19 protein-coding genes are annotated in these 26629 nt (G+C 54.2%); 12 read left to right on the top strand and 7 right to left on the bottom strand.

All coding sequences use genetic code 11. The features are described 5' to 3' along the window. Positions 1–7: 7 nt before the first annotated feature. Positions 8–1060: an ADP-ribosylglycohydrolase family protein gene (locus H1B37_RS31215; protein WP_182871211.1), complete on the top strand. Its 1053-nt coding sequence runs from the start codon at positions 8–10 to the stop codon at positions 1058–1060. Further along, positions 1060–1950, top strand: a complete 891-nt coding sequence (locus tag H1B37_RS31210) for a M28 family peptidase (RefSeq protein WP_182871210.1) — start codon at positions 1060–1062, stop codon at positions 1948–1950. Before H1B37_RS31215 ends, H1B37_RS31210 begins: the two co-directional genes overlap by 1 nt. Positions 1951–1952: 2 nt before the next feature. On the opposite strand, the gene H1B37_RS31205 is transcribed toward H1B37_RS31210, so the two are convergent. Continuing rightward, positions 1953–2207: a ferredoxin family protein gene (locus H1B37_RS31205; RefSeq protein WP_182871209.1), complete on the bottom strand. Its 255-nt coding sequence runs from the start codon at positions 2205–2207 to the stop codon at positions 1953–1955. 95 nt (positions 2208–2302) lie between these two features. Here H1B37_RS31205 and H1B37_RS31200 point away from each other — a divergent pair, with 95 nt between their 5' ends. Then, positions 2303–3766, top strand: a complete 1464-nt coding sequence (locus H1B37_RS31200; protein ID WP_182871208.1) for a protein kinase domain-containing protein — start codon at positions 2303–2305, stop codon at positions 3764–3766. 104 nt (positions 3767–3870) lie between these two features. Here the strand turns inward: H1B37_RS31200 and H1B37_RS31195 are convergent, their stop codons facing one another. Beyond that, positions 3871–5391 carry a caspase family protein gene (locus tag H1B37_RS31195; RefSeq protein WP_182871207.1) on the bottom strand — a complete coding sequence of 507 codons (1521 nt, stop codon included), beginning with the start codon at positions 5389–5391 and terminating at the stop codon, positions 3871–3873. 373 nt (positions 5392–5764) lie between these two features. Between H1B37_RS31195 and H1B37_RS31190 the strand changes: the two genes are divergently transcribed. The 9 genes from H1B37_RS31190 (at position 5765) to H1B37_RS31150 (ending at position 20801) form a co-directional block, all read left to right on the top strand. Next, positions 5765–7363 (top strand): sigma-54 interaction domain-containing protein, encoded by a 1599-nt coding sequence (locus H1B37_RS31190; protein WP_182871206.1) that lies wholly within the window; start codon positions 5765–5767, stop codon positions 7361–7363. 151 nt (positions 7364–7514) lie between these two features. After that, positions 7515–10916 carry a DEAD/DEAH box helicase family protein gene (locus H1B37_RS31185; RefSeq protein WP_182871205.1) on the top strand — a complete coding sequence of 1134 codons (3402 nt, stop codon included), beginning with the start codon at positions 7515–7517 and terminating at the stop codon, positions 10914–10916. Beyond that, entirely contained in the window at positions 10913–12547 is a 1635-nt protein-coding gene (locus tag H1B37_RS31180; protein WP_182871204.1) for a class I SAM-dependent DNA methyltransferase, read from the top strand. The genes H1B37_RS31185 and H1B37_RS31180 overlap by 4 nt, the downstream gene beginning before the upstream one ends. Beyond that, positions 12544–13743 (top strand): restriction endonuclease subunit S, encoded by a 1200-nt coding sequence (locus H1B37_RS31175; RefSeq protein WP_182871203.1) that lies wholly within the window; start codon positions 12544–12546, stop codon positions 13741–13743. Before H1B37_RS31180 ends, H1B37_RS31175 begins: the two co-directional genes overlap by 4 nt. Before the next feature lie 137 nt (positions 13744–13880). Then, positions 13881–14945 carry a Shedu immune nuclease family protein gene (locus H1B37_RS31170; RefSeq protein ID WP_182871202.1) on the top strand — a complete coding sequence of 355 codons (1065 nt, stop codon included), beginning with the start codon at positions 13881–13883 and terminating at the stop codon, positions 14943–14945. Next, entirely contained in the window at positions 14942–16897 is a 1956-nt protein-coding gene (locus H1B37_RS31165) for a DUF3696 domain-containing protein (RefSeq protein ID WP_182871201.1), read from the top strand. The genes H1B37_RS31170 and H1B37_RS31165 overlap by 4 nt, the downstream gene beginning before the upstream one ends. Further along, entirely contained in the window at positions 16894–17817 is a 924-nt protein-coding gene (locus H1B37_RS31160; protein WP_182871200.1) for a hypothetical protein, read from the top strand. Before H1B37_RS31165 ends, H1B37_RS31160 begins: the two co-directional genes overlap by 4 nt. A 31-nt stretch (positions 17818–17848) precedes the next feature. Continuing rightward, complete coding sequence (locus H1B37_RS31155) at positions 17849–18766, top strand: DUF5655 domain-containing protein (protein ID WP_182871199.1); 918 nt, start codon at positions 17849–17851, stop codon at positions 18764–18766. Positions 18767–18848: 82 nt separating this feature from the next. Next, positions 18849–20801 (top strand): acyl-CoA dehydrogenase family protein, encoded by a 1953-nt coding sequence (locus tag H1B37_RS31150; RefSeq protein ID WP_182871198.1) that lies wholly within the window; start codon positions 18849–18851, stop codon positions 20799–20801. A gap of 419 nt (positions 20802–21220) precedes the next feature. On the opposite strand, the gene H1B37_RS31145 is transcribed toward H1B37_RS31150, so the two are convergent. From H1B37_RS31145 to H1B37_RS31125, 5 genes are all read right to left on the bottom strand, one after another. Then, on the bottom strand, positions 21221–21721 hold the full coding sequence (locus H1B37_RS31145; RefSeq protein ID WP_286178419.1) for a D-arabinono-1,4-lactone oxidase: 501 nt from the start codon (positions 21719–21721) through the stop codon (positions 21221–21223). After that, positions 21721–22437, bottom strand: a complete 717-nt coding sequence (locus H1B37_RS34665) for a C45 family autoproteolytic acyltransferase/hydrolase (protein WP_182871196.1) — start codon at positions 22435–22437, stop codon at positions 21721–21723. The genes H1B37_RS31145 and H1B37_RS34665 overlap by 1 nt, the downstream gene beginning before the upstream one ends. Before the next feature lie 165 nt (positions 22438–22602). After that, positions 22603–24654 (bottom strand): glycoside hydrolase family 32 protein, encoded by a 2052-nt coding sequence (locus H1B37_RS31135; protein ID WP_182871195.1) that lies wholly within the window; start codon positions 24652–24654, stop codon positions 22603–22605. 82 nt (positions 24655–24736) lie between these two features. Next, positions 24737–25030, bottom strand: a complete 294-nt coding sequence (locus H1B37_RS31130) for a hypothetical protein (protein ID WP_182871194.1) — start codon at positions 25028–25030, stop codon at positions 24737–24739. A 6-nt stretch (positions 25031–25036) separates the two neighbouring features. Then, positions 25037–26629, bottom strand: a 1593-nt coding sequence (locus tag H1B37_RS31125; protein ID WP_182871193.1) for a sugar porter family MFS transporter, incomplete at its 5' end; no start/stop codon positions are given.

Raw genomic sequence — 26629 nt, 5'->3', positions numbered from 1 at the left:
TCAATGAATGAATCGCGATGCAATTGTTGGATGCATTCTGGGGACCGCGGTGGGGGATGCGCTAGGTCTACCCTATGAAGGCGTATCGCCAAAGCGAGCTTCCAAGCTGCTTGGTTCGCCCGATCGGTACCGATTCTTTTTTCGTCGCGGATTGATCTCCGACGACACCGAACACACCTGCATGGTCGCTCAGTCGTTGATTGACGCGGGTGGCGACGTCTCAAAGTTCACACGTAGTTTTGCGCGACGACTGCGGTGGTGGATTCTGGCATTGCCGGCCGGGGTTGGCAAAGCGACAGCAAGATCGGGAATCAAGTTGTGGCTCGGGGCGAGTCCCGAGAGGTCAGGTGTATTCTCAGCCGGGAACGGTCCCGCCATGCGCGCAGCGATCTTCGGAGCTGCCCTGAACGACGTTCCGTCAATGCTGGAATTCGTTCGGGCCTCCTCACGGTTGACTCACAGTGACCCGAAAGCCGAATACGGTGCAATTGCAGTCGCGTTGGCAGCCAAACACTCACGTGACAATACAACCGTCGATGCGAACCTTTGGCTCGACGAAGTTGTCGATGCGGTGGGAGAAGGCGGAGCGGAGTTAATCGATTTGCTCCGCAATGCCATGCAAAGCGTTGATGCCGACGAAACACCCCAAACCTTCGCCAACTCGCTCGGCCTTGATATGGGCGTGACGGGCTACACCTACCACACCGTTCCGGTTGCTATCCACGCATGGCTGTCCAATCCGAAAGACCTTCGCAAGGCGGTGACAAGCATCATCGAATGCGGAGGCGACGCGGACACGACGGCCGCGATTGTCGGTGGCATCGTGGGCGCTGGTGTCGGGCAAGCAGGTATCCCGGGCAAATGGCTCGACGGCATCTGGGAATGGCCACGCAGTGTTTCTTGGATGCAGCTTCTCGGTGACGCTCTGGCCAACTCACTCAATCGTGACCATTCGGTGAAATCGCCCATCGTCAATCCAATCGCAGTTCTTCTCCGCAATCTGCTGTTCTTGTTGATCGTCCTCTTCCACGGCTTCCGCCGACTTGTTCCACCCTACTGATGTCAATCGACCGCGATACGATCGAGAAGAATCTGCGACTGCATGTCGATCGGCTTGCGGGACTGATCGGTCCGCGCACCTTGAGCAAGCCGAAAACGATTCAGGCCACGATCGGCTACATCGAAGGTCAGTGGTCTGAAATGGGATACAGTCATTCGCGGGAATGCTACGACGCCATGGGCGATGAGGCGACCAATCTGATCGTCGAGTGTCCTGGAACCAAACGTGCCGATGAGGTCGTTTTGCTCGGCGCCCACTACGACACTGTCTTCAGCACACCTGGTGCCGATGACAATGCTTCCGCCGTCGCAGTATTGATCGAAGTCAGCCGATTGCTGCGCGAGCACACCGGAAAAAGAACCGCCCGATTCGTCGCGTTCGCTTGCGAGGAGCCGCCGTATTTCAACATGGATTCGATGGGCAGCCAGCACCACGCCCGCCTTTCACGACAGCGTGGCGACAACATCATTGGAATGCTGTGCCTAGAGATGGTCGGTTACTACAGTCTTACGAAAGGCTCGCAGACGGTTCCAACGGGAATTCCGAAATGGATGCACCGATTCTTCCCGCAACGCGGCAACTTTCTAGCAGCCGTCGGCAACATTCCATCCTGGAAGTTGTGCTGGAAATTCCGGCGAGGATTCAAACGCGGCACACGGCGCATGCCACTGTTCTCGATCTGCCTACCCGAAAAGATCCACGAGATCCGTCTCAGCGACAACAGCTCATTCTGGGACCAAGGCTATCCCGCCCTGATGCTGACCGACACCAGCTTCCTGCGCAACCCGAATTACCACCAAGCCACCGACACGCCAGAAACGCTGGACTATCCCAGGATGACCGAAGTCACACTCGGCGTCGCATCCGCGATGCGTAAGCTACTGGGCTAAACTTAGTCGTGAGCCGAGGGGCATTCTTTAGCCTTTGTCGCGTTTAGTTCAATGAACCGATGCCATTGCTCCGGGACTTCGTCTTCATAGAAAATAGCTTCGGTTGGGCATTCGGGAACGCAGGCACCACAATCGATGCATTCATCGGGGTCGATGTAGACCATCGTCTCATCCTCGTGAAAGCATTCAACCGGGCAAACCACCAAGCAAGCTTTGTCTTTGCAACCGATGCAGGGTTGAGTAACCACCATTGTCATTTTTGTGTCTCCTATCGTAGTGCAAGCTGCTAGCCTGCAAGAAACCAAGAATCCCGGCTGGCAGCCTGGGCTACCGAGGAAGTGAGAAACCACGTTTGGAACCGGACAGCGACGACGGGAAAGAAATTCAAGAATCCGAATCGATCACGGATCGGCCGGACGGTTGGTTGCTGCGCCAGTGGAAAAGCGGAGACGAGCAGGCAGCCGACGTCCTTTTCAGCCGGTACGCATTCCGACTCGTTGCCCTTGTCGCCAGCCGCCTGAACCGCCGGTATCGCTCGCAAATCGATCCGGACGCCGTCATGCAATCGGCATTGGGAAGTTTCTTCGACGCTGCCCGACACAGTCGCATCCAGGTCAGCCATAGCGTTTTGCTTTGGCGATTGCTGGCAACGTTCGCTCGTCGAAAGCTTGCGAGATCGATCGAGCGTCACTCAGCGTCAAAGCGTGGTGGCGAGCGAACTCGAGTCCCTCTCGATCAGGCAGTAGACCAAGCCGAGATCTTCTCGGCGGACGATTCCGACGCGGACGAGTTATTGGACCAACTCAGAGCAGAACTTCCGACCGATCAGATCTTGGTCGTCGAAGCCTTGCTTGCCGGCCTGACGCAACAGGAGATTGCCAAATCGCTGGGGATAGACGAACGAACCGTACGAAGGCGAATCTCACGAGTTCGCGAAACGCTTTCACCGGTACTAGATGTAGTGGATGTTGATAAAGATCCCCAGGAACAAACGCCGTCGGAAAGATCTTTAACAAGATCCACTACGTTGCCCCGAGTCAACTACAACCAATTCGTGCTTGGGAAACTGATCGGCAGCGGTGGCTTCGGCAAAGTGTATCGCGCGAGCATGCAATCCGATGGTAGCACCATCGCAGTAAAATTCCTCCGAAAAGCATTCTGGCAAAACGATGAAGCTCGCGAGTCGTTCATTCGGGAAATTAACGCGACGTCCCGCATCAATCACCCTGGTGTCATCCGCTACCTCGGATACGGCGAGTCACCGCATGGCGGCCCATACGTTCTGAGCGAATGGATTGATGGCCGCCCAATGCACGCGATCGATCGTCCCGGTGAGCAACGTTTCACACAGTGGCTACGACAAATCTGCGAAGCCCTGCAGGCGGTCCACGAATCTGGATTGGTTCACGGCGACCTCACACCCGCAAACATCCTGATTGACTATCACGATCGAGTCACAATTACGGATTTCGGTTTCTCCCAAGCATCCGTCGGAGCGACATCTCCGATTCTCGGCGGAACCCTCGGCTTCGCCGCCCCCGAGCAGATCGACCCTGCCTTCGGCAACATCAGCCCAAAAACCGACATCTACGCCATCGGCGGACTCATCCACTGGCATTTCATTGGATCGCCACCCAACGCTGGCGACGGTACCGCCGAAATCCTGATGCGATCAATCGATCCCCAACGCTCCAACGACGATGCCAGTTCTCAAACTAACGCATTCCTCCAAACGATCATGCGCCGATCATTGGCGTCGTCACCAGCCGACAGGGCAGCTACAGTCGAAGAGATCATTCGGTTGCTATTGGGCTGATTCAGTCATTGCGACATCGACCGTCTGAGTAAATATCAACGACAAATCCGTTGTTCTTGAGTTTGCCGGCGAGATCGCAACACACATAGCTAATAAGCTGCTTTCTATCCAAGTTGGCAATAACCGTCGAGCCGGATAGCTGCAGGATCCTGATTGGCGTAACGCCTCGGGCGCAAGCCGCGAAACGACACTTTCACGCGGTTCGTTCTCACCGGTCCAATTGTCAGCTCAAATACGTGTTCGATCGCGCCGCTTGCCTTCATCATCGAAATGGCTTTGAGCCTTGCGAAGCTTCGCCAGTCAGATGATTCACCATGTGATCGATAGATTTCTTGGATCACGCTACCGGCGATCTTTACGTCACTGAAACCTCCTGAGATCGCATTCTCGATGAACTGTTCTTCACCGTAGCCAGAGCTCGATGTCGATGGAGGGTCGTCAAATAGCAATCGGCCGATTCGACGTTGCGCAAGCTCGTCGGGGCTGAGCCCTTGAATCGACATTTCCATCATTTGGTTTGTTGTCTGCTCACTAGACTTCAACCGAACGGTGTAGCACGGTTTTCCCCGCACAATTTCCTTGACCACTTCCGTCACTTTGACGTCGCAAGCGTCGTTGTCAGCGGCGTAACGGATCTTGCCCCGATGACTAAAGCCTCGCGGTTTCAAGGAAACGATTCTCGCTTCAGATTCCGGCGAATGTGGTGTGAGCGTCAAGTCGATACTGCCATCGGAATGGGAGCGAACCTTACTCGCGACATGGAAATCATCGTCGAGCATGACCCAAGTGCCTTTCGTTCGTGCCGCAGTTGGTTTCGGTTTGTTGGATTTTGTTACTTTATTCGTTTTTGGCGACGCCCCGCTGCCAGCCTTTCGCGGACCATGGTTCATCAGCACGATCCGCCCGGTTTGTTCACCGAAGAACATTGGTTGTTGACTTGGATGCGTCACGCATTGGTCGATAAAGTCGTAAAGCGATCCCGCTGTTACTTCGCCTGATGTGGTTTTCGCCTCACCTTTCAGACCGCGTACCAAAGCATTCGTGAAAAGACCATGGCCGATCCCAGAATCTTCGTAGGCTGATTGATCCGGCTTGCAGGCCGCGACGATCACCTTGCCAGTGCCTTTCACAGCCTTGAGAGTTCTGCTGATAATCGCTGTTTCATCCGAGCTGCTCCGTCGACGCAAAACACCGCCGGCATGACAGCAATCCAACCACAGGAACGCTCGATTTGCCGAGGTGGCATCGAACATTGCTTTCAGTTCGGCAAGCGGAACTGAAGAGTCCTTCGGTTGATTTCGATCGTAGTCGTAGGGCAGATAAAAATACTCGTCGCCCAACACCATCCCGTGGCCCGCCAAGTAAGCGAACACAGTCCCGTCGGCCGGCGCATTCTGAAACAGAGATTTGAGTTGGTTCAAGACCGATCCACGCTTTGCTTGGCTGTTCAGCAAGACTTTCGTCGTCGCCTTTGTGAACATGCCTTTGCGAGACGCAAGAAGATCGCCCATCGCTCGCACATCATTGGCCACAGCAGGTAGCTTACCAACTTCGGGAGCATAGTTACCGACACCTACGATCAATGCAGCTTGTTTCGAACCACGTGAGGTTGATTTCTTCTTCATTACCGCCCGGTTACCTCGACGAATTGACTACGACATTTCGGGCAGCGAACCGGTGAACCTGGACGATCCCGTTCGTCTGGGTCTGTTGGATCGAGAAGTTCTACCACGAATCGGTGGCCACAACGTTGGCAAATGAATCTCTTCACAATCATGACTATCTCCTTGGACGTATGCGGTTGTTGACACACATGAGCCAACGCACCTCTGGTGCCAACCAACGACCTGAGGAGTAAAGAATCGCCGAATCACCGGTGATTTGCGGACTTAAAAATTTTTGCGCCATCGAGGACCGCTGCTATCCGGACGCTATCTATCGAGCAGTAAGCGTCTCCAATACAATTCATTTTGTCAAAACACAAACACGATGGCGGACATGGCTGAAAAGCGAATTCTAGTTTCCTGGATCGGGCACACGGACCTCAAGGCGATGGCCTTCGCGGTTGCCGCCGGCCAGTCGAAAGCCGTTCGCAAGATCGTCGGCGAAGGCGACGCTAAGGCTGGTGTCGGCCCCGTCAAATCGTTGTTGGACAACGAATCCTTTGACGAAGTGCACCTGATCGCGGATTACGCGCCGGCGGCGACCAGAGAGTACGCAGCTTGGCTGGGCGGCAATCCCAAGCTGCATCAAGTATCGCTGGATAATCCAGCGAATCACGCCGAGATTCTTCGAGCCGTTCGTCCGATCCTGGAGACATTGAAAAAGAAGAAAAGCAATCAGCTTGCGTTTCACCTCAGTCCAGGAACGCCGCAGATGGCCGCGATTTGGATTCTGTTGGCCAAGAGTCAGTACCCGGCCACCATGTACCAGACGTACGGTGGAAAGGCGACCAAGACCGAAATCCCATTCGACATTACAACCGATGTGTTGCCGGACTTGCTGCGCGAGCCTGATCGTTATTGGCAGCACCTTGCCACACGTACGCCGCAAGAGGTTAGCGGCTTTGAGTCGATCGTCGGTGAGAGCGAAGCGATCAAGGCAGCCGTAGGACGGGCCCAGCGTGCCGCGATCCATGATGTACCCGTTCTGATATTAGGCGAGAGCGGCACGGGAAAAGAAATGTTTGCTGAAGCGATTCACCGAGCCAGTCATCGCGGTAGCAAGCCAATCGTTTCGATCAACTGCGCCGCGATCTCGCGTGAACTGCTTGAATCGGAGCTCTTCGGCCATGTAAAAGGCGCGTTCACCGGAGCCGACAAAGATCGCAAAGGAGCCTTTGAAGAAGCAAACGGCGGCACATTATTCTTGGACGAAGTCGGTGAATGTGACCTGGCGATGCAGGCAAAACTCCTCCGGGCGCTCCAACCGCCGCCCGGCCAAGGCCCCTGTCATCGCGTGTTCCGCCCTGTCGGTGCGACGAAAGACAAAACGGCAGACGTTCGCATTATCGCCGCGACGAACAAAGATCTTTCCGCTGCAATCACCGCCGGTGAATTTCGCGAAGACCTGATGTATCGGCTTTCCATCGTGACTCTGAAACTGCCTCCGCTCAGGCAACGAGCCGCCGACATCGCTCAAATCGCTAAGTCCATGCTGATCGACATCAACCGACGGCTTAAACAGCAGGCAGGCGCCAGCTACCAAGACAAATCCGTTTCTGCTGACACAATTCTGTTTATGCAGCGATATCCGTGGCCCGGAAATGTTCGAGAACTTTCAAACGCTCTTGTTCAAGCATGCATGATGGTCGACGGAAGGGTGCTAAAGCCTCAGGACATCGCCGCCGCGGTCGCGGAGTTTCCGTCGGCCAAGAGCGATGACGCGATGAACCTGCCGCTCGGCGACGGATTCGAACTGGAGTCACATTTGCTTGATATTCAGCGGCATTTCCTGCGTCGAGCGATGCTGGAGGCGGACGGCAAAGTCACCAAAGCGGCAAAGCTCTTGGGCTACAAGAACTACCAGACGCTGTCCGCTCAGCTCGATCGACTGGGTGTTGAATTTGAACGCGAAACGGAGGCCCCCACGCGGTGAGCACCACGGAAACTACGGCGCGTTCTTCGGTATTGGCACACTTGGTGCTTTTGTCCGGCTCGACCGTATTTAATCACATTTCCAGATACAGCAAAGAGAAGCGGGAACCGACTCACCGGTATGCCCCGTCGATAGCCGGGGGCACGCAGCAATGAAGACGATCAACTTTGAATTCCTGAGACCCAAGTGGGAGGTATTGGCGAACATTGCCGGCTTTGCCGAGCAATACGTTCACGCCGATCCATCAAGCGCTTTGGTCAAGTTGCGTCTATTCTGCGAACAGGTCGTTGAGCATATCTACGGGCACCATCATCTACAAAAGCCATACCAGGCTGGATTGAACGACCTGCTTCAAGAATACACCTTTAAGCAAGCCGTCCCTGGCGTTGTCATGAACAAGTTGCACTCGTTGCGGGTGCAAGGAAATAAGGCGGCGCATGGCGAGCAAGTCGGAACGCATCAATCACGGTGGATTCTTCAGGAAGCGTTCGACCTCGCTAAATGGTTGGTGCTCACCTACAACGGAAAAGACGCAGGAAGCCTGCCGCAGTTCCAGGAGCCTGCACCACCATCGACTCGCGACCCTGCTGAACTGCGCCGCGAGAAAAAAGCGATTCTTGAACGACTCGCGAAACAGGAAGCTCAAACGGAAAAACTTCTCGCCGAACTGGAGAAGGAGCGCAAGAAGTCCAAAGTGGCCGTAGCAACCGTCGAAGAGCTCCAGGCAGCTGCCGAGGCAGGACTCGAATCTGCGAACGCACTGCAGTTTGATGAAGCCACCACTCGCAAGCGACTGATTGACAGCGAGCTTGTGTCGGCCGGTTGGAATGTGGGTGCAGACGGAAAATCGACTGATGAAGTCGGGCAAGAAGTCGGTGTTGTTTACGTTGGTGACAACGAGGGCAATGGTCGCGCCGACTACGTGCTGTATCGTACGCAAGACGGGCGGGCGCTGGCTGTTGTCGAGGCGAAGAAGACGTCAGTTGATCCGGAAGTCGGTCGCGAGCAAGCTCGAATGTATGCAGATGCGATCGCTGCTACGCAAAACGGTCACCGCCCAATCATCTTTTGCACGAACGGCTATGAGATCACTCTTTGGAACGACACCAACCAAGAGCCACCCCGCCAGGTCTTTGGCTTTTACTCCAAGGACAGTCTCGAATACCTGTTGATACAGAATCAGGAACGTAAGCCGGCGGGCCAGATCACCGTCAACACAGACATCACCAACCGGATGTATCAGATTGAGGCGATCAAACGCGTCACCGAGCGTTTTGCCGCCAAGCAGCGACAAGCACTGATCGTGCAGGCAACGGGCACCGGAAAGACTCGAGTCGCGATTTCCCTTTGCGACGCCATGATCAGTGCCGGCTGGGCTCGTAGGATCTTGTTTCTTTGCGACCGAAGGGAATTGCGAAAGCAAGCCAAAGAGAACTTTCAGATCTATCTGGACGAACCGCTCACCTACGTCAACGCCAACACGTACAAGGAACGCGAGCACCGAATCTACCTGGCAACCTATCCGGCCATGATGAAGGTCTACGAGTCGTTCGACGTTGGCTTCTTCGATCTAGTGATTTGTGACGAATCCCACCGCAGTATTTACAACCGCTATCGCGATCTGCTGCGATATTTCGATGGTTATCAAGTTGGCTTGACGGCGACACCAGTTCAATTCATCTCGCGCAACACGTATGACCTGTTTCGTTGCGAGGACAAGGACCCGACATCGCACTACAGCTATTCCGAAGCTCTCAGCGACGCGGCAGGACCGTTCCTTGTGCCGTTTAAGGTCAAAGTTGTCGAAACCGACTTCATGCGGAAAGGCATCAAGTACTCGGAGATGACCGACGAGCAACGCGAGCAGCTCGAAGAGGACGAAGTCGATCCGGAATCCGTCGAGTACGAATCGAAAGAAGTCGACAAAAAGGTATTCAATCTCGACACCATCCGGCTCGTGCTAGAAAACCTAATGAACAACGGGATTCGCGAAGCAACGGGATCGCATGTCGGCAAGACGATCATTTTTGCACGCAATCACGATCACGCCATCCTGCTGCAAAAGCAATTCACCAAACTATTCCCTCAGTATGGCGGCGACTTCTGCAAGGTGATCGATAATTACGAGCCTCGTGCAGAAGAATTGATCGAGAAATTTAAGAAGAAGGATTCGGGCCTTAACATCGCGGTTTCTGTCGACATGATGGACACGGGGATCGATGTTCCAGAAGTCGTGAATCTGGTCTTCGCCAAACCCGTTTATTCATATGTCAAATTCTGGCAGATGATCGGGCGTGGAACGCGACTTTGTCCCGGCTTGTTCGGCACCGACACGGAAGGCAAGCCGAAGGACAAGAAGTATTTCCAGATATTTGACCACTGGGGCAACTTCGCATATTTCGACGAGTTGCAAGAGGAGGCGGAACCCAAGGTTGCCAAGTCGCTGCTTCAACGTCTGTTTGAAGCGAGATTGGAATTGGCCGACACGGCGTTGAACACACCGAACATTCCAGCCTTCGACTTGGCCGCAGCCTTGCTGACTCGCGATGTTGTCGATTTGCCCGACGACACCATCAGCGTCAAAGAAAAGTACAAAGAGGTCAACACGGCTCGCGATCCGCAAACCATCAAGCAGTTCGATCCGGCAGCGGTAGCAATGTTGCGTCAGGACATTGCTCCGCTAATGCAGTGGCGGTCGATTGCCAGTGAAACCGACGCCTACAAGTTTGATCTTTTGATTTGTCGCTTGCAGACGGAATTGCTCAAAGACAGCCCTCGGTTCGAGGACCTGAAGGCGGAACTGCTCAATCGGATTGCCTCGCTTTCGATGCACCTGAATCAAGTTCGCGCAAAGGCGGAAATCATCGCCAAGGTACGCGGCGGTGCATTCTGGAACGAGCCAACCGTGGCTGATCTCGAGGAAGTTCGCACCGAACTTCGCGGAATCATGAAGTACCGTGCATCCGGTGGATCGAACTACTTGCCGCCCAAGGTTGTGAACGTGACCGAAGTTCGCGAGCTGGTAGAAGAGTACGAGTTCAAGCCAAAGCTGGAAGGCTTGGATCTGGCTCAATACCGCAACCGCGTGGAAAGCGTCCTTCGCAAGCTATTCGAACAGAATGAAACGCTTCAGCGAATCAAGGCCGGCGAGGAAGTGAGCGAAGACGACCTTCGCTCTCTTGTTTCGTTGGTTCTTACTCAGGAGCCGGATTTGGATCTGTCAGATTTGTTGGATTACTACCCGGAAACTGCCGGGCACTTGGACCTGGCGATCCGCAGCATCATTGGCTTGGACATCGAAACGGTCAAGCAACGATTCGATGCGTTTGTGCAGAAACACACCAAGATGAACTCAATGCAGCTTCGATTCATGCAGATGCTGCAAAACCACATCGCCAAGTACGGATCGATCGAAATCGAACGCCTGTACGAAGAACCATTCACTTCGTTGTCCGCTGACGGCGTTGATGGATTGTTTCGTGATGACGAAATAGACGACTTACTCGAAATCATTGGGGCCTTTCGCCCTACTCAGGAGGATAACGCGGAATGATTACTGGCCCACTCAAGAGCAAGATCGACCGGTTGTGGTTGGAATTCCACTCGGGCGGCATTACGAACCCACTGACGGTGATCGAACAAATCACGTATCTGATGTTCCTGCGTCTGTTGGACATCGCCGAGATGCGGAATGAGAAAAAGGCGGCACGATCCAAGAAGCCCTTCAATCGTGTTTTCAGCGATGGTGAGTCCACCGGGCCGGACAAGGGCAATTCCGGAAAAGACAAAAAGCAGAAGCCTCGCCCCAGCGAGCAGCACTTGCGATGGCACCGCCTACGCGCGATGAAGGGCGAGGCATTGCTGGAGTTGATGCGCAAACCCAAGACGGAAGACGATCCGGTCGGTGGCGTGTTTGAGCATCTGAAAGGCATCTCGGGCGAACAATCGACATTCGGGCAGTTCATGAAGGACGCCCAGTTCATGATCGTCAAACCACAGCTGTTGGTGAAGGCGATGGAGTTGATCGAAGAGTTGCCGCTGGATCGCGGCGACACCAAGGGTGACCTGTACGAATATATGCTGGGCAAACTGACGACGGCTGGTATCAACGGCCAGTTCCGAACGCCCCGCCACATCATTCGCATGATGGTGGAACTCGTTGATCCGAGTCCCGATTGGAAGATCTGCGATCCGGCCTGCGGAACCGGCGGGTTTCTTGTCTACGCCATGGAGTACTTGCAGAAGAAGTACACCTCGGCCGAAGGCATCGATCGAGAGGAAATCAAGAACGAAGACGGCACAACGACCATCAACGAGATCTACACCGGCGATTTGCTGGAGCAGTATCGCGAGCACATCAAGGACGAAATGTTTCACGGCTACGACTTCGAGGCCACCATGCTTCGCATCGCCGCCATGAACATGATGCTACACGGCGTGGAGAATCCCGACATTCAGAACCGCGACACGCTGTCGAATCGCTTCGTTGAAGAACGCCCGCAAGTCTCCAAAGATTACTTCGACTTGATCCTCGCCAATCCGCCATTCAAAGGCAGTCTTGATGCGGAGCTTGTTCACAAGTCGTTGACGAGCGCCGTCAAAACCAAGAAGACGGAACTGCTGTTTCCGGCGTTGATGCTGCGAATGCTAAAGAACGGTGGCCGCTGTGCCGTGATTGTGCCGGATGGTGTGCTGTTCGGTTCATCGACAGCTCATAAGAAGCTCCGCAGCACCATCATCGACGATCATCAGCTTGATGCGATCATCAAACTTCCGTCGGGTGTTTTCAAGCCTTACGCCGGCGTGGCGACCGCCATCATGATCTTTACCAAGGCTGGCCAGACTCAAGACGTGTTCTTTTACGACGTCGAGCACGATGGCTTTAGTCTTGACGACAAACGGCAACCGGTAAAGGACAACGATCTTCCAGATGCAGTCACTCAATGGAGGAAATGGGACAACGGCAAAGGCAAAAAGCACTTTACGAACCGAGCCAAGAAAGCGTTCTCCGTTTCCGCAGACGAAATTCGGAAAGAGAAATATGATTTATCCATCGGTCGATACAAAGAGGTTCCGTACGAAGAACCCGTCTACGACAAGCCGACTGCAATTCTTAAGCGACTTGCGAAAATGGAAAGTTCGATCGCCAGCGACTTGAAAGAGTTGGAGGGGTTGTTGAAGTGAGCAAGATCAACAGACACGTGCTGGGCGATGTTGCGAGCTTCATTCGCGGCATTACTTTTCGGCCCGACGACGTTACGCAGCCTTTTGAAAAAGGAACTGCGGTCTGCATGCGCACGAAAAACGTCCAAACAGACCTGGACGAAAGCGACTTGATTTCGGTTCCGAAATCGTTTGTGCGGCGAAAGGAACAGTTTCTCACCGAAGGCGATATGTTGGTATCCAGCGCCAATAGTTGGAATCTTGTCGGCAAGTGCTCTTGGGTTCCGAAACTCGATTATGAAGCCACCGCCGGTGGCTTCATTTCAATCCTGCGAGCTAACCGCGAGAAGGTAGATCCACGCTACTTGTACCACTGGTTCGCCGCGCCGCAAACGCAACATGAAGTTCGTTTGTGCGGTAGGCAAACTACGAACATTTCCAACTTAAACTACGAACGTTGCCTAAAACTTCCGATTCCATTACCAAAGTTGAAGGAGCAGGAACGGATCGCCGCCATTCTCGACAAGGCCGACGCCATCCGCCGCACGCGGCAGCAACAGCTAAATGAACTTCAGACATTTATCGAAGCGACGTACTTCAAGATGTTCGGGCATCCTGAACTAAACGCTTACGGCTGGGACGTGATGCCATTCTCTGAAGTCTGCGACAGCCGACTGGGGAAGATGCTCGATGCTAAACAGCAAACGGGCACCCATCCTCGCTTCTACCTGCGAAATCTCAACGTCCAATGGTGTCGCCTTGATCTTACCGAATTGGTCAAGATGGACTTCGATTCGGGTGATCGCAAGGAGTTTCGACTTGAGTATGGAGATGTATTGATTTGCGAAGGAGGAGCTGGTGTAGGGCAAACAGCTATTTGGCGCGACGAACTGCCGGAGTGTTACTTCCAGAAGTCTTTGCACCGCGTTCGACCACGATCGGGAAGAGCTGTGCCGGAGTACATTCAGTACTTGATGTGGTCGCTTATGCAAGGTTCTTCGCTCTTGAATTCGATTTCAACGGCTACGATCCCACATCTGACCGGAGTGCGACTCAAATCTGTCAAGATTCCCGTTCCACCGATTGATGTACAGGAGAAGTTTCAGGCGATCGTGCTTAAGCACGAAGAAACGCGTTCTCGACTCGAAACAACCAACGACATTGACGAAGACCTTTTCAGCTCTCTCGTCCAGCGAGCATTCAAAGGGGAGTTGTAGGCGGCATGGTCAAGAAGATCGCAGAAAAGCTACGCGACGACGGCAGCGTCATCTATCGCATCGACCGGGACCGCAAGACCGGCGAGTACGTCCTGAACAGCGACAGCTCGCAGGCCAAACACGTCGCCAAGATCAAATTGCATGGCTTCGAGCGATTGCCGACCGGCATGTACTCAAGCGGATTCGGATTCACTAACGCCGGCAGTTGGCTGCTCTCCGAACTAGGCCGCGAATTTGGCTCGAAGCTGAGGTTGACACTCTCGGCAACTTTACCAAGCGGCATCAAGAAGACCGGCAGCACGGTTCAGGTCACTCTGAACCACAACAAGCTGAAAGCCGCGAACAATGTCGTCCGCAGCATCAAAAGGGAACGCAACGACGAAATTCGCGATGTCATTGAAGCGTTCTTGGCTGCCAACTTCCCAAGGCACTTCGATCCAGCCGATACATCCGCGCTGGACTACCGTCCCGGCAAGATTGCCGAACTGCTGGACGATCAGGAAGTCCTCGAGAACCTGAACGAAGATGACAAGAACGCCATCCGCACGGTCTTCCCCGGACTCATCGGCGAAATGGCGTTCACCCTCCGTTCGGCCAAGAAGGTCAAGATCGTCGCCGAGGGTTTGAAGAAGACTCAAGAGGTCTATCTGGCGAAGATCATCGCCGAGTTCGAGAAGAAGCTGAAAGGGAAGCACAGCGAAGAAAGCTGGCAGAAGTTTCTCCGCACCTACATCCTCACGCTTCTGAACACCTACGCCGCCGTTGTCGAGAAGCAGAGCGTGGACCTCGATGGCAAGTATCCCGATTTCATGCTGATCGACGCCTACGGATACCTCGACGTCTACGAAATCAAGAAGCCACAAACCGGCGTGCTGTCCTACGACAAAAGTCGCAAGAACTATTTCTGGTCCGCCGAAGTCGCCCGCGCGATCGCACAGACCGAAAAGTATCTCGGCAGCATCCAGCAATACCAGCTCGATCTGGAACACAAGCTCCGCAAACAAAAGATCGACGCCCACATCGTCCGCCCCCGAGGCTTCATCATCGTTGGCCGGCGCTCCGGCCTGAAGAACGAAGACATGGCTTACGACTTCCGAGTCCTCAATGACGCCCTTAAAAACCTCGATCTCATTTTCTACGACGACCTGCTAACAAACCTGAAAGCACTGTCCGATCGTTTGGCGGGAGGCCAACAATCATGATCACCGGAATACAGATTAAGAACTTCAAGGGAATCGGCGATCCAGGGATCAAAATTGATCTCGCTCCGGTGACGCTCTTGTTCGGTGTCAATAACGCCGGTAAGAGCTCCGTTTTCCATGCATTCATGTTGGCGGACGAGCTTTGCAATCGTGGCAATCGAAACCCCAGCCGCATCGGCCCCGAGGGATCACCGATCGACCTGGGAGGATTCGAGAGTTTTGTCAACGACCAGGACACATCGAAGCCCATCGAGTTATCTTTCTCCCTTGATCTTTCACGCGTTAAGCTTGATAAGGAGTGGCCCATCGAGGAATCGCTCATCGCGCTTCACGGTGAGCCGGCAGGGATTGACCTGTCGACCATCGGCGACGATATCTGGAATGCAGAAATCTCAATCGTCCTGAAGTGGAATGAAAAGACTCGTGAACCTTACGTGGCGAAATATGGTGTTTCGCTAAATGACGAACCGTTGCTGGAGATCGCCTGCGCGGGTCCAGGATCTGTGGTCTATCCGACCAACGTCAATCCAGCGCATTCGCTGTTCCGATGGCCGGAGGGAAGCGAGCCCGAAGTCGGCATCGACACGTATGGAATACTCGACGCTCTTACGGGCGATTTTCAGCAGCCTGCGGTTCAGTGGTTTCATCTTGGCGCTGAATTCAGCGTTGATGAACTCCCGTTCGAGGATGATGAAGGCCTCACCTTCCACTGTGATGACCTTCCCGATGCCGAACTTGTGGAGGTGAGGGTCTGCACGCCTCATGAAGACTATCAAGATTGGCCCAATGACATTCAAGAGGCGGCAGATGAACTTGGGGAGTACGCTCCCGAAATTCGTGAGCTGGAACTGTATCTCGGCCGGTACGCCGATGGGCGGATTCGCCTGGTGGCCGTCCGGATTCTGACCCCAATTGAGATTGCGAATGAAGAGGAACGAGAGGAAATCGAATCGCTTCCAGAGCATTGGTTTAGCCAACTGAACTACCCTCATTCGCTTGTCAGCATCACTTCGCTGTCCGATGCGTTGCCGAATTGGTATGAACCGATCCAGTTCAAGTTTCCTTTTTCTGATATGCCGGAGTTTGAATCGGTAAAACCGCGCATACGGCTGGTTTCTGAACTATTGAATCGTTTGACGGTTGGGCCTGGGCGGATACTCGCTCGCGAATTGGAGGCGTTTCGCCACATCGGACCGCTGCGGCGTACGCCAGACCGTGCGTATCAGCTCGCCACGTTTAGCGACCACTTTCGTTGGGCGGACGGGCTCGCGGCATGGGACGCTCTATTGCATTCACGCGAATTGACCGAGCAGGTGAGTGATTGGATTCAGCGAGGTGACCGGTTGGGCCTTGGCTACGAGATTGACTTTCAGGAATACCGGGAAGTTCCCGTCGACAGTCCGATCACGCGGTGCTTTACCGGAAGCGACGAGGTATCGATCGATACGTTGCAAATTGCCGCTGAGCTGTTTGAGGCGTTGCCAATTCGTACCAAAGTCCGATTCCGTCCTGAGAACTCGAGGGTCTACTTACAACCCCAGGATTTGGCAGTCGGACTGAACCAGGTCCTGCCTGTGATAGTTGCCGCTTTGGATAATCACGAAGGTTTGACCTTCATCGAGCAACCCGAGCTACACAACCATCCATCGGTCGAAGTCGGACTCGGGGACCTGTTCGCTCAGAGCACCAAGCAAAGCAACAGCCGATTCATCCTCGAAACGCATGGCGAACATCTAACGCTCCGCCTTTTGCGACGCATACGCCAAACGAATGATGAAGAGTTGCCTGATGATGTCCCCTCGTTAACGCCGGAGGATATCGCCGTGTACTTCATCGGCCGTGATGGTGAGAGCACCACAGCAAAGCAGTTGCGAATCGACGAATCAGGTGAGTTCATTGATCCGTGGCCCGGTGGATTCTTCGACGAGCGTGCGGAGGAACTTTTCGGATGATCAAAGAGTTTGCACTCGATCCACAAGTACTCGCCCAGCCCGGCAATATCCGTTACTTCCTGGATCAGTTCGATATTCACAAAGGGCGTTTGATTGCTGAGTATCCCAAGCGTTGGGCAAGTGATGTCTACCGCATAGCGGCGAAGGGGCTGCGTCCAGTGGAACTAAAGCGGTTTCAAGTTCAGTTGGAGATGTTGGACCGCAAGCTCACGCCGCACGATCCAGCGAGGAAGTTTGACAAGACCACAAAGGACTGGCTCGAAAATGCCGAGACCGTCCAGAGTGATGGGATCTCGCCGTTTGACGCCATTGTGGCGAACGAAAACCCGCGTTCGCACTCCGATGTGCTTGTCGCAGACGAAGTTGACGAGACGAACGAAAAGTGGGCTGTTGCTCGCCAGCTCTGTGCCGCCCGCACTTCGGCAGATTGTGTTGCCGCTGCCTCCAGGCTGCTCGACCTCTCCCGGGAGATCATACTGGTCGATCCCTACTTTGACGCAACGCAATCGAAGTGGAAACGGATGCTGAAAGCAATGGTTGTGCATACCGCAAACAACGGGCTTCAGAAATCTCGGATCGAACTCCATTGCTGCGAAAGGTACGGATCGTCTCAGCATTTCTGGCAAGATTGCAGGGACGAGCTACCCAGTTGGCTTCCGCGAGGTGTGGAAATCATTGTTCGACGCTGGCGAGAGAAGCCCTCGGGCGAACGATTCCATCGCCGATACTTGCTGACTGAACGAGGTGGCCTCGCCTTTGAGGGTGGACTGGATGAAGGGAAACAGAATGAAACAACCGACATTTATTTATTGGAGGAATCGCTGAGGCAAAAGCGATGGCCCGAATATCAGCAGGGGTCAAACGTGTACGACATCGACTCGGCTGGACCAGTGACCATTCGTGGCACTCGAAGAAATTAGATATTCAACAGAGCCAACTAAATAGCAAATCATGGGCGATATAAAACTCTTCAAGACAAACGGCGATACCGTCGAGCAGCTCGAAGGCAGCTCCGTTGCGCTCGAGAAGTCGCTCCAAGACTTGATCGAGAAGCACCTGGAAACGTTTCTCGGCGTCCGTTTTCTCGCGAGCGAATACTCGACGGGCAAGACTCACGGTGGCCGCATCGACACACTTGGCATCGACGAAAACGGCTGTGCGGTCATCATCGAGTACAAGCGATCTACGAACGAGAACGTCATCAATCAGGGCCTGTTCTATCTCGACTGGTTGCTCGATCACAAAGCCGAGTTTGAACTGTTGGTGATGAAAAAGTACGGATCCGAGGTCTCAGAGACGATCGAATGGTCCGCACCCCGGTTGATCTGCATCGCGGGTGATTTCACGAAGTATGACGCGCACGCCGTCCAGCAAATCAATCGCAACATCGAGCTAATCAAATACCAGCGGTTTGCTGAAGAGTTATTGCTTCTTGACCTCGTTCACTCCGTGTCCGCCGATTCTGGCTCCGTCGTACCAACAACCACAACGACGGTCGGTTCACCGCAGACCTACAAGACGGTTTCGGAGTATCTAAGCGAAGCAGACCCAAAAACCGTCGATCTTTTCGAGGCCGTGAAGGCCTACCTGCTCGGACTTGGCGACGATGTTCAGGTCAAGACACTCAAATTCTACTTCGCATTCAAGAGAATCAAGAACTTCGCGTGTGTCGAAGTGAGGAAGCAGACCGGAAAGGTCCTGATTTACGCGAAGGTCGAACCGACGCCCGAAATACTGGAGGAAGGATTCACCCGCAATGTACGCGAGATCGGCCACTTCGGAACCGGTGACCTCGAGATCACTCTCGGGTCTATCGAAGATCTTGAGCGTGCAAAGCCGCTGCTTGAGCAGAGCTACGAAGCAAGCTAGGCAGTTTCCCAAACCCAGTTGTAGGCGTCCTTCGTCGGTCAAGTGGATCCGTATTTGTTGTTTGCAGAGCAGAGAGTACCTCATGATTCGACAGCGACAGCTCATTTGTCTCGCGTTTGTTTTTCTTCTCGGCCTACAGGGGCAATCCGACGCAACTGGACAAGATCGGATTGTTCTCGCAGACGCCGCAGGGCTTGCGAACCCGAGCTATTCCATTCAAACGATTCGTGATGCACACACAGCTGCCACGCCCGTGATCGTTGTGCAAAGCGAACTTGACAAGTTGATCGACGAAGATGGCGGAGGTGCATGCCCGATCTCGGCGGCTCTGATCGCGATGCAAACCGTAAAGTCGATGGCGGGAGCTGAGTTGCATCCCCAGCCATACCGCTACGCACTTCAATTGTTCCGGGAACAGCCGGAGCTGAAGGATGGGCGAATTCCAAATGACCGTTTTGTTAATCTCTTGAAGAAGGTTTCGGCGGCAGGAGGAAAGCTCGACGTCGACGTGGAGGCGATTTCCGCCACGAAGAGCAAGCACACGGACACCGGACCGTATTGGTCCCAAACCGATGGACCGGACCTCTCGCTTAATCCAGGCGAGTTAAAGATTCTTTCGTATACGCACACGACTGCAAGCGGCGATTGGCTTGGCCGCCATTTTGTCTTGCTAAAGAGCGTAGACGGTAACCAGGTTCGCGTCCTGGATCCAACTCGTCCCTTCAAAGACTACCAATACGGAATTCAATTCCAGGGCGACGATGCCGCTCCGAAAGCAACCGTCATTTTGGACAACCTGTCGCGGAATGACGAGGACGAGCCGCTCTTTGAATTAAACACCGTCTTTATGATCAAGATCGTTGGTGCGCTTCAGAATAAGAACAATCCGTCGATGGCCTCGGTCGACCAGATTAAGACCGAAATTGACAAGCTCGCGAAAGAGCTGCAGGCCGAAGACAAGCTGACCTCACCCAAAGAGTGGCGGCGCCGCGGTGCTAGATTCGGATTGCCAGGATTGGACCTGCCCACATCGGCAGGCGGCAGCGACTGGTCCGCCGAACAAATGCTGGAGGTCTTTCGGCACGCCGGGCGTTACAACCTAAACCTTCGTGATGTGGTGGGTGGCGCTCACGGTAGACCGGCAATCAAGCTTGAATCCGACTTTGCAAAAGCGGCCGTGCACGATTTGATTAACGGTCGCGCTTACTTTGCCGTCGCCATCACAGAAGAAGGAGCAGGCACTCACACGAAGAACATTCAAAGTCGAGCAATCAGAGACGACGAAGGCTTCAGGCTCACAGGATCAAAGCTATGGAACGCCCGGCTGAGACAAGCAACTCACGTGGTTCTGTACGTGCAGGCTGCCAACGGTAGGCCCGGTAAGCAAACAGCGTTTCTTTTGCCGATCAACCACCCGGGTTTGGACATCGTCGATCGGTATGCGCATGGGCTGACCGGGAATTCTTTTGGCGGACTTAAGTTCGATCAAATGTACGTTGGCCCGGAGCACTTAATCGGTGAGGACGGCGATGGTGGTGATCTTTTTGAGGAGCATTTCCTTTACTGGCGATTGATGCAGTCGGCGGCAGCAATTGGGTGCGGCGAACGAGCGTTGGAGGTCATGGCTGAGCGGATTCGAGAGCGAGAAGCCTTTGGAGGTCCGATCGGACGGTTCACTCATCTTCAGCAACCCATCGGCGAGCAACTCACCAAGCTACGAATGGCATTGGCTTTGTCTCGCGAGGCTGCACGCTACTTTGACCAGGGAAACTATGACGCAGCGGAGCCATTGGTTAATGGAATAAAGGCAGAGGGTGTCGAATTCGCACTGGAAGCTTGCGATGCTGCGATGCGTGCTCACGGTGCCCTCGGCTACAGCCGAGAAGTGGATCTTGGTGACCGAGTCCGCGACCTGATGGGGCTACGCATTGCTGATGGAACCACCGACGTCATGCGGATGACCGTCGTCCGTGATGCCTACGGTCACGATCTCTGGCAAATGGCGATCGAGGATCATGAACCAAACTCGCAGTGAATATCGGTCCTATTAACGTGAGTGCCTGTCGAGACATTATTGACGCTCTGGTACTCGGCACATTAGGTGGCCTGCTGGAGCAAGCGTGTCTCCAGAACCTGCGAGTTTTGGTCCGTCGATAGGTTCGCAAGCATCACGTTGGCCCCGTTTTTGGCCGGAGCGGCCTCTGAATTCGTAAGCTGTTTTGGGGTCAGGGTTTAGGAAAGTGAGAGTCTTCGAAAGGTCTCACGCTGGGGGTTACACTCGGGGAGCGGAATTTAAAAAAGCGAAAACTCTCGCGAACCAGTTAACGCCCGTCGGTCCAGCATGACCCGCGGGCGTTTCTCGTTTCCGCCCCCTTTTTCGCGGTCGTTCGGCGGACGCGCATGAGGTAAGCGATAACACGACTGCCAGTGCCATGACGCATTGTGTGGTTCTTCTCATGCGATACTCGACTTGTGTTTTTCGTACTTGAATTGGTCTTTATGTTGAATAACGCTCTCCGTCCAACGATTGTTAAACCGTCCATCTGGATCGCTTTCTGCACAGACTTCGCGAAATCGGCCCATTGCTGGATAGAGAGCATGAAGATCATCGGAGGGCAGCGGACAGAGCTTTCCCCAGTGTGGCCTGACGCGAAACAGGCGGCCCATGCTTCTTGCCAAAATCTCAGCCAGGTTCTCGAAGGGCTCTCGATACCGGTATTTGACGAGGGCTTCCGTCATCGGAAAGTACATCGACCAAGGAGAATCTTCACTGTTCTCGGTCGCGAACTTAGCGAGCCGGGAAACGGTTTCTTTATCGCCGATTGGTTCGGTCGGAAGCACGGATAATTTGGCTGTTCTTTCAGCGACATAGGCGTTTGGCGGGTGCTCGAATCGCCTCAGCATTTCCTGAGTATGCTCGCGATACCTGGCCATGTCGCCCGCCAAGAGAAGCATCACGCCACACGGATTCGCCGCGACCCTGGGAAGAACTGCAAACAGGCCGTTGTGAACCAGTACGAACCATGCATGCAGATCGTGTCGTCACCTGGCGTGCCCTCTGGGCCGTGATCAGACATGATGGCACTCAGTCGATCGACGTCGAGAACGTCTGTCTCCGCAAGAAGTTGTTGGAATCGTCGGTCTCGCAACTCAGATGACTGATGGAGCCGTCGTCCTCTCAACGGTGTTGCGGCGCTGTCCGTGTAAATCGCGTCGTGAGCTATTTGAACTTCCTGCATTTGGGGACTCGAGAAAGCATTCGTGTGGCTCAATACGTCTTCTCCCTCAGCAGGTCGCCGGAGGTAGTGGCGGGTGCTCGATAGCTCCAATGACGCGATGTCGCCGTCGGCATCAGCAAGCATGAGTAGGGCTCCACCCCAACGAGGCATCGATGAAATGAAATCCACCGCTTGAGTCACACTGCTGCATTGCTGAAGCGCCGCGGAAATCGCCATCGAAATGGGCGCTGCCGGTGACGTGGGCTGGTCAGTCGTAAACCCATAGTTGTAGATGATGCATAGTCCAGCTTCGTTCATCCCGTCCACCGCTCCCGCCAAAGACGCTGTTGTAAACTCAATCGCCCTCAAGCCTGAACTCGGTCGGGTCTTTCGCACCAAGTAGAACGGTTGGACGAGCGGGAGATAGTCAAAATTCCTGGCGACGATCAACATCCCGATCAGGAATGCAGTCCGAAGAAAAGCGGTGTTCATAGTCCACTCTTTATGTAATGGTGAAAGTGGGTCGTGGCTGCGGAGAAGTTGCCAAGGAGACGGCTGGATGACGACCGTCCGAAGTCCGCGTAAGCCGATTGTTCTCCGGGGGACCAATCATCGGACTTACTCTGATTTCTGCGAACTGCGCCATATTGACCTGAGCTTGTGCAGCTTCAACGACGAGATCTTCGCTGAATCATCCCCAGCGAAAACCTCGATTGATGGAGAATTGCTTGTTGGGAATATGCGGTCGCTGATGACTGTTTCCCCACCGTTGATGAAAACTTCGACTGTCGATCGATCGACAATGATACGAAGTGTGACTTCACCATCGATCGTTCGAGCTGGTGCAATGTGTCGTCCCGCAAAAGCATCATGAAAACCAACGATTCCAGATTTCGATCGGTCGACGTAAATGCCAGAGTAGTGTCGGTCATACGCGACTTCGGTGAATTCACCTTCTCCGGTGCGGATGCGGAATCCAACTGATCGAGCCGTTGCCGGGGTGATGGTTGCCTCAAATTCAAACGACATGTCATCTAGTTCGTCTTTCTCAGTGACAGCCATTGGAGGCCAGGCTGCCTTCGTTGCGTCAAGCGTTCGGGTGCTGGCTCTCAGTTCCTTGAGTTCCTCCACCGGCCTTTGGTTTAGGACATAAGTCGCTGGCTCTTCCTTATTGAAAGCCACTTCCTTCAGGCTCAGGCTGCGGGGAATACTCATGCAGCTTCGCCATGGCGACGTTGGAACGAGGCATGTCTCCCAATTGTTGAACCAGCCGATCCAGATACGACGTCCATCGGCATCGGGAATGTTGTCCCAGCTGATAGGTGCGTAGAAGTCGCGGCCGTAGTCGACCCACTGGGCATGCTGTCGGGCCTTGAAGCGTTCACCATCAAATGTGCCGACGAAGTATTCTCCGCCGCTGCCACCGGCGACAGATCCGTCGCTCATGTCGACTTCCAGCACCCAGAGCTTCGTTTCTGGTTCCCCTTCGACTGACAGTTCAAACAGGTCCGGGCATTCCCAGTTCGGTTTGTCGATCGTCCCGGCCGGCCCAAAGCGACTGAGTTCCTGCCAACTTCTTAAGTCCTCCGAACCGTAAAAGACAAGCACCTTTTGCACAGCCAGCGAAACCACCATGACCCAGCGCTTGGTGGGTTCGTGCCAGAACACTTTGGGGTCACGAAAGTCCTGCGCGTTCAAATCGAGGACCGGGTTCTGCTTGTATTGCGTCCACGTGCGGCCCTTGTCGTTGCTATACGCGAGATTCTGAACCTGCTTTCCATGTCCGTGCCCTGTGTAGATCGCAACCATCGGCGGATGCTCTCCATCCCCAAAACCGGAAGTATTGTTGTGGTCAACGACACAGCAACCGCTGAAGGCCATGATTCCGTTTGATTCGGGAATCGCGAGTGGAAGGTGCTTCCAGTGCGTGAGATCGGTACTCACCGCATGTCCCCAACTCATGTGTCCCCAGGAGTTGCCAGCCGGGTTGTATTGATGAAACAGATGATACTCACCGTCATGAAAAACGAGCCCGTTGGGGTCGTTCATCCAGTGAATCTCAGGACTGAAGTGAAACTGCGGCCGAAGCGGTTCATTCATGTAATCCGGCTGCCGGCGATAGCGGCCGAGGTCTCGCGCCAGGTCGAAGGCCTTGGGCGGCGAATCCGTTTGGATAATGTGGTCGACATTGAGATGCCCCCAGCCTTTGGTGGCGTTGTCTAAGATTCGTAGTCGGACCTTGCGTCCCTTCAGGTCAGTGACATCCCAGGATGCCCACAACAGATGTTCGGACTCCGAGCCGGTTGCCGTACGTACGGTTTCATCGCCGGACAGTAAGTGAATACCGAGGGTGTCGGTGTGAGGTCCGCCACTGATCAGAAACGCGATATGCGATCGTTCAATCGTGAACTCAGGACTGGTTGCGGTCCCGGTCGACTCGTCACCACCCAGGAAGGTGTTGACCAACCGCTCACCGCGATATCCCGTCACGGCCATTTGGTTGGGAAGTGTGCCTCTCGCCGGAGCAGTGCCGAATGCGTCCCCGGTCACAGTCCACTTTCCGTAGGAATCGCCTTCAAAGTCTTCGATCAGCAAATCCTCAGCCGCGTGCAGACTGCCGCAGACCAGGAGCACGCAGATCGGAATGATTGTGGTGAACTTTAATAACATGGGTTTAAGACTCCGAAGAAAGAGAGCTAAGTGCGATCAAATGCTTCGCCGCGTCGCAGACTATCTGGAAACAGAATGGTTGCTAAAGGCTTAGAGCAAACGTAAGAGGCTGTGGCGATCGCGTATTGATTGTCTCAAGATTGTGCCCCATCAACAGCCCCAGCGTCATCGAAGCCGTAAAAGCAATACCATCGCCCACCGTGTCGATGACTTTCACTGGCGTCCCCGGCAACTCGCACACAGAGTCGTCGGAAACAATCTCCTGACCGAGTTCGGCCGAGATGCAGCCCAAGTTGGCTGGTGCCCCTCCAAAACGCGGTCCGTCGAGGAACACGTCCCCCAGGATTTCACCAATTGGAAGGATGTTGTGCGGCACGAGCGATTACTCCTGAGCAATTCCAAGTCTCGCCTGCATTTCTTCCAGTGGGACGCCTTTGGTTTCGGGTACAAATCGCCAAACCCACAGCAACTGCAGCACCATCATGAAGGTGAAGAACCCAAAAAGCTGGCCCGGTTCGAAGTGCTCCATCGCGATTGGAAACAGGAAGCTCAAACCTGCCGCACAGACCCAGTGGGTGGCACTACCAAGGGCCTGGCCCGCAGCCCGATGATCGTTCGGGAATATCTCGCCGATGAATACCCAAATCACCGTCCCCTGGCCAATTGCATGGGCTGCAATGAAGCCAATGAGACAACACAACACGAGCATACTCTTGATCCCGAGGAACTGCTTGGCATCGGCGGTAACTTCTTCTGCAAGGACTCTCGTTTCCTCATCGGACACGTCCTCAGGAATTATGACTTGCTCTCCTTCATACGCATCCAGCGAGCTTGCTTCTACGAGAGCCACTTTGGCGTCCTCATAACTGCTGTAAACACCCGGTCGATCCTTCTCTGCTACGAAACGCTCACCTGCTTCGACAGCGATGACTGAAGCCGCCGCACTTTCGAGATCTCCCGCAGCGGATACGACCTTGAACGCGGGTGTGCTCAGGAAAGCCCACGCACAAATGCCAAGTGAGACGATATAGCCTACCGATCCGATGTAGAGCAAAGTCCGACGACCAAGCTTGTCGATAAGGGCAAGTCCGGTAAATGTGAAAATCAGGTTCGTGATTCCCAGGGAAATCGATGCCATCAGGGGATCCGACATGCCTGCGAGTCCGAGCAGTCGCGGAGCAAAGTAAAGAATGATGTTGATGCCAGAAAACTGATTGAAGAAGGCGATCAGGAATGCCAGCAGGATCGGAATTCGGAGCCGACGTGTCCAAAAGTGGGCTGTCCTCAGCTTGTCAGCGACGGATGATTCGACGTCGGAAACCAACTTCTCGAGTTCAGCTTCCGACATCTTTGGATTGATTCGACGGAAGACTTCTTTGCCTTCTTCCCGCTTGCCGGCATGCGTAATCAACCATCGCGGGCTTTCCGGCAGAGTGAAAGCAAGGATCGTGTAGACCAGGGCTGGTACAGCTTCAAGACCGAGCATCATACGCCACGCAAGCGTATCGGAAACAGTAATGCCAATGACCCAATTCGACGCAAAGGCAAACAGGATGCCGAACACGATGTTGAACTGAAACATGCCGGCAAGTTTTCCCCGATTGTTGGCTGGCGAGATTTCGGAGATGAACATCGGAGCCGCGATGGTTGCAGCCCCAACACCGAGACCGCCGATGAGCCGTGCGATCATGAAGGTCCAGGGTTCTGGTGCAATGGCGGACGCAACAGCCGAAACGAAATACAGGACTCCGACGACGATCAAGCATTTTCGTCGCCCGAACTTTGCTGTGGGCACGCCACCGAAGATCGACCCCAGGACGGTGCCCCACAATGCTGCACTCATACAAAGGCCATGCCAGAAGCCATCGAGCTGCCAGAGACGCTGGAAGTCCTCTTCGGCACCAGAGATGACAATGGTGTCAAACCCAAAGAGGAACCCCGCCAATGCAGAGGTTAGCGACCAGATGAAAAGGCG

This window comes from Stieleria mannarensis (genome assembly GCF_014154935.1).
In the GTDB taxonomy this organism is placed as follows: domain Bacteria; phylum Planctomycetota; class Planctomycetia; order Pirellulales; family Pirellulaceae; genus Stieleria; species Stieleria mannarensis.
This window is presented reverse-complemented; position numbering and strand designations above follow the sequence as displayed.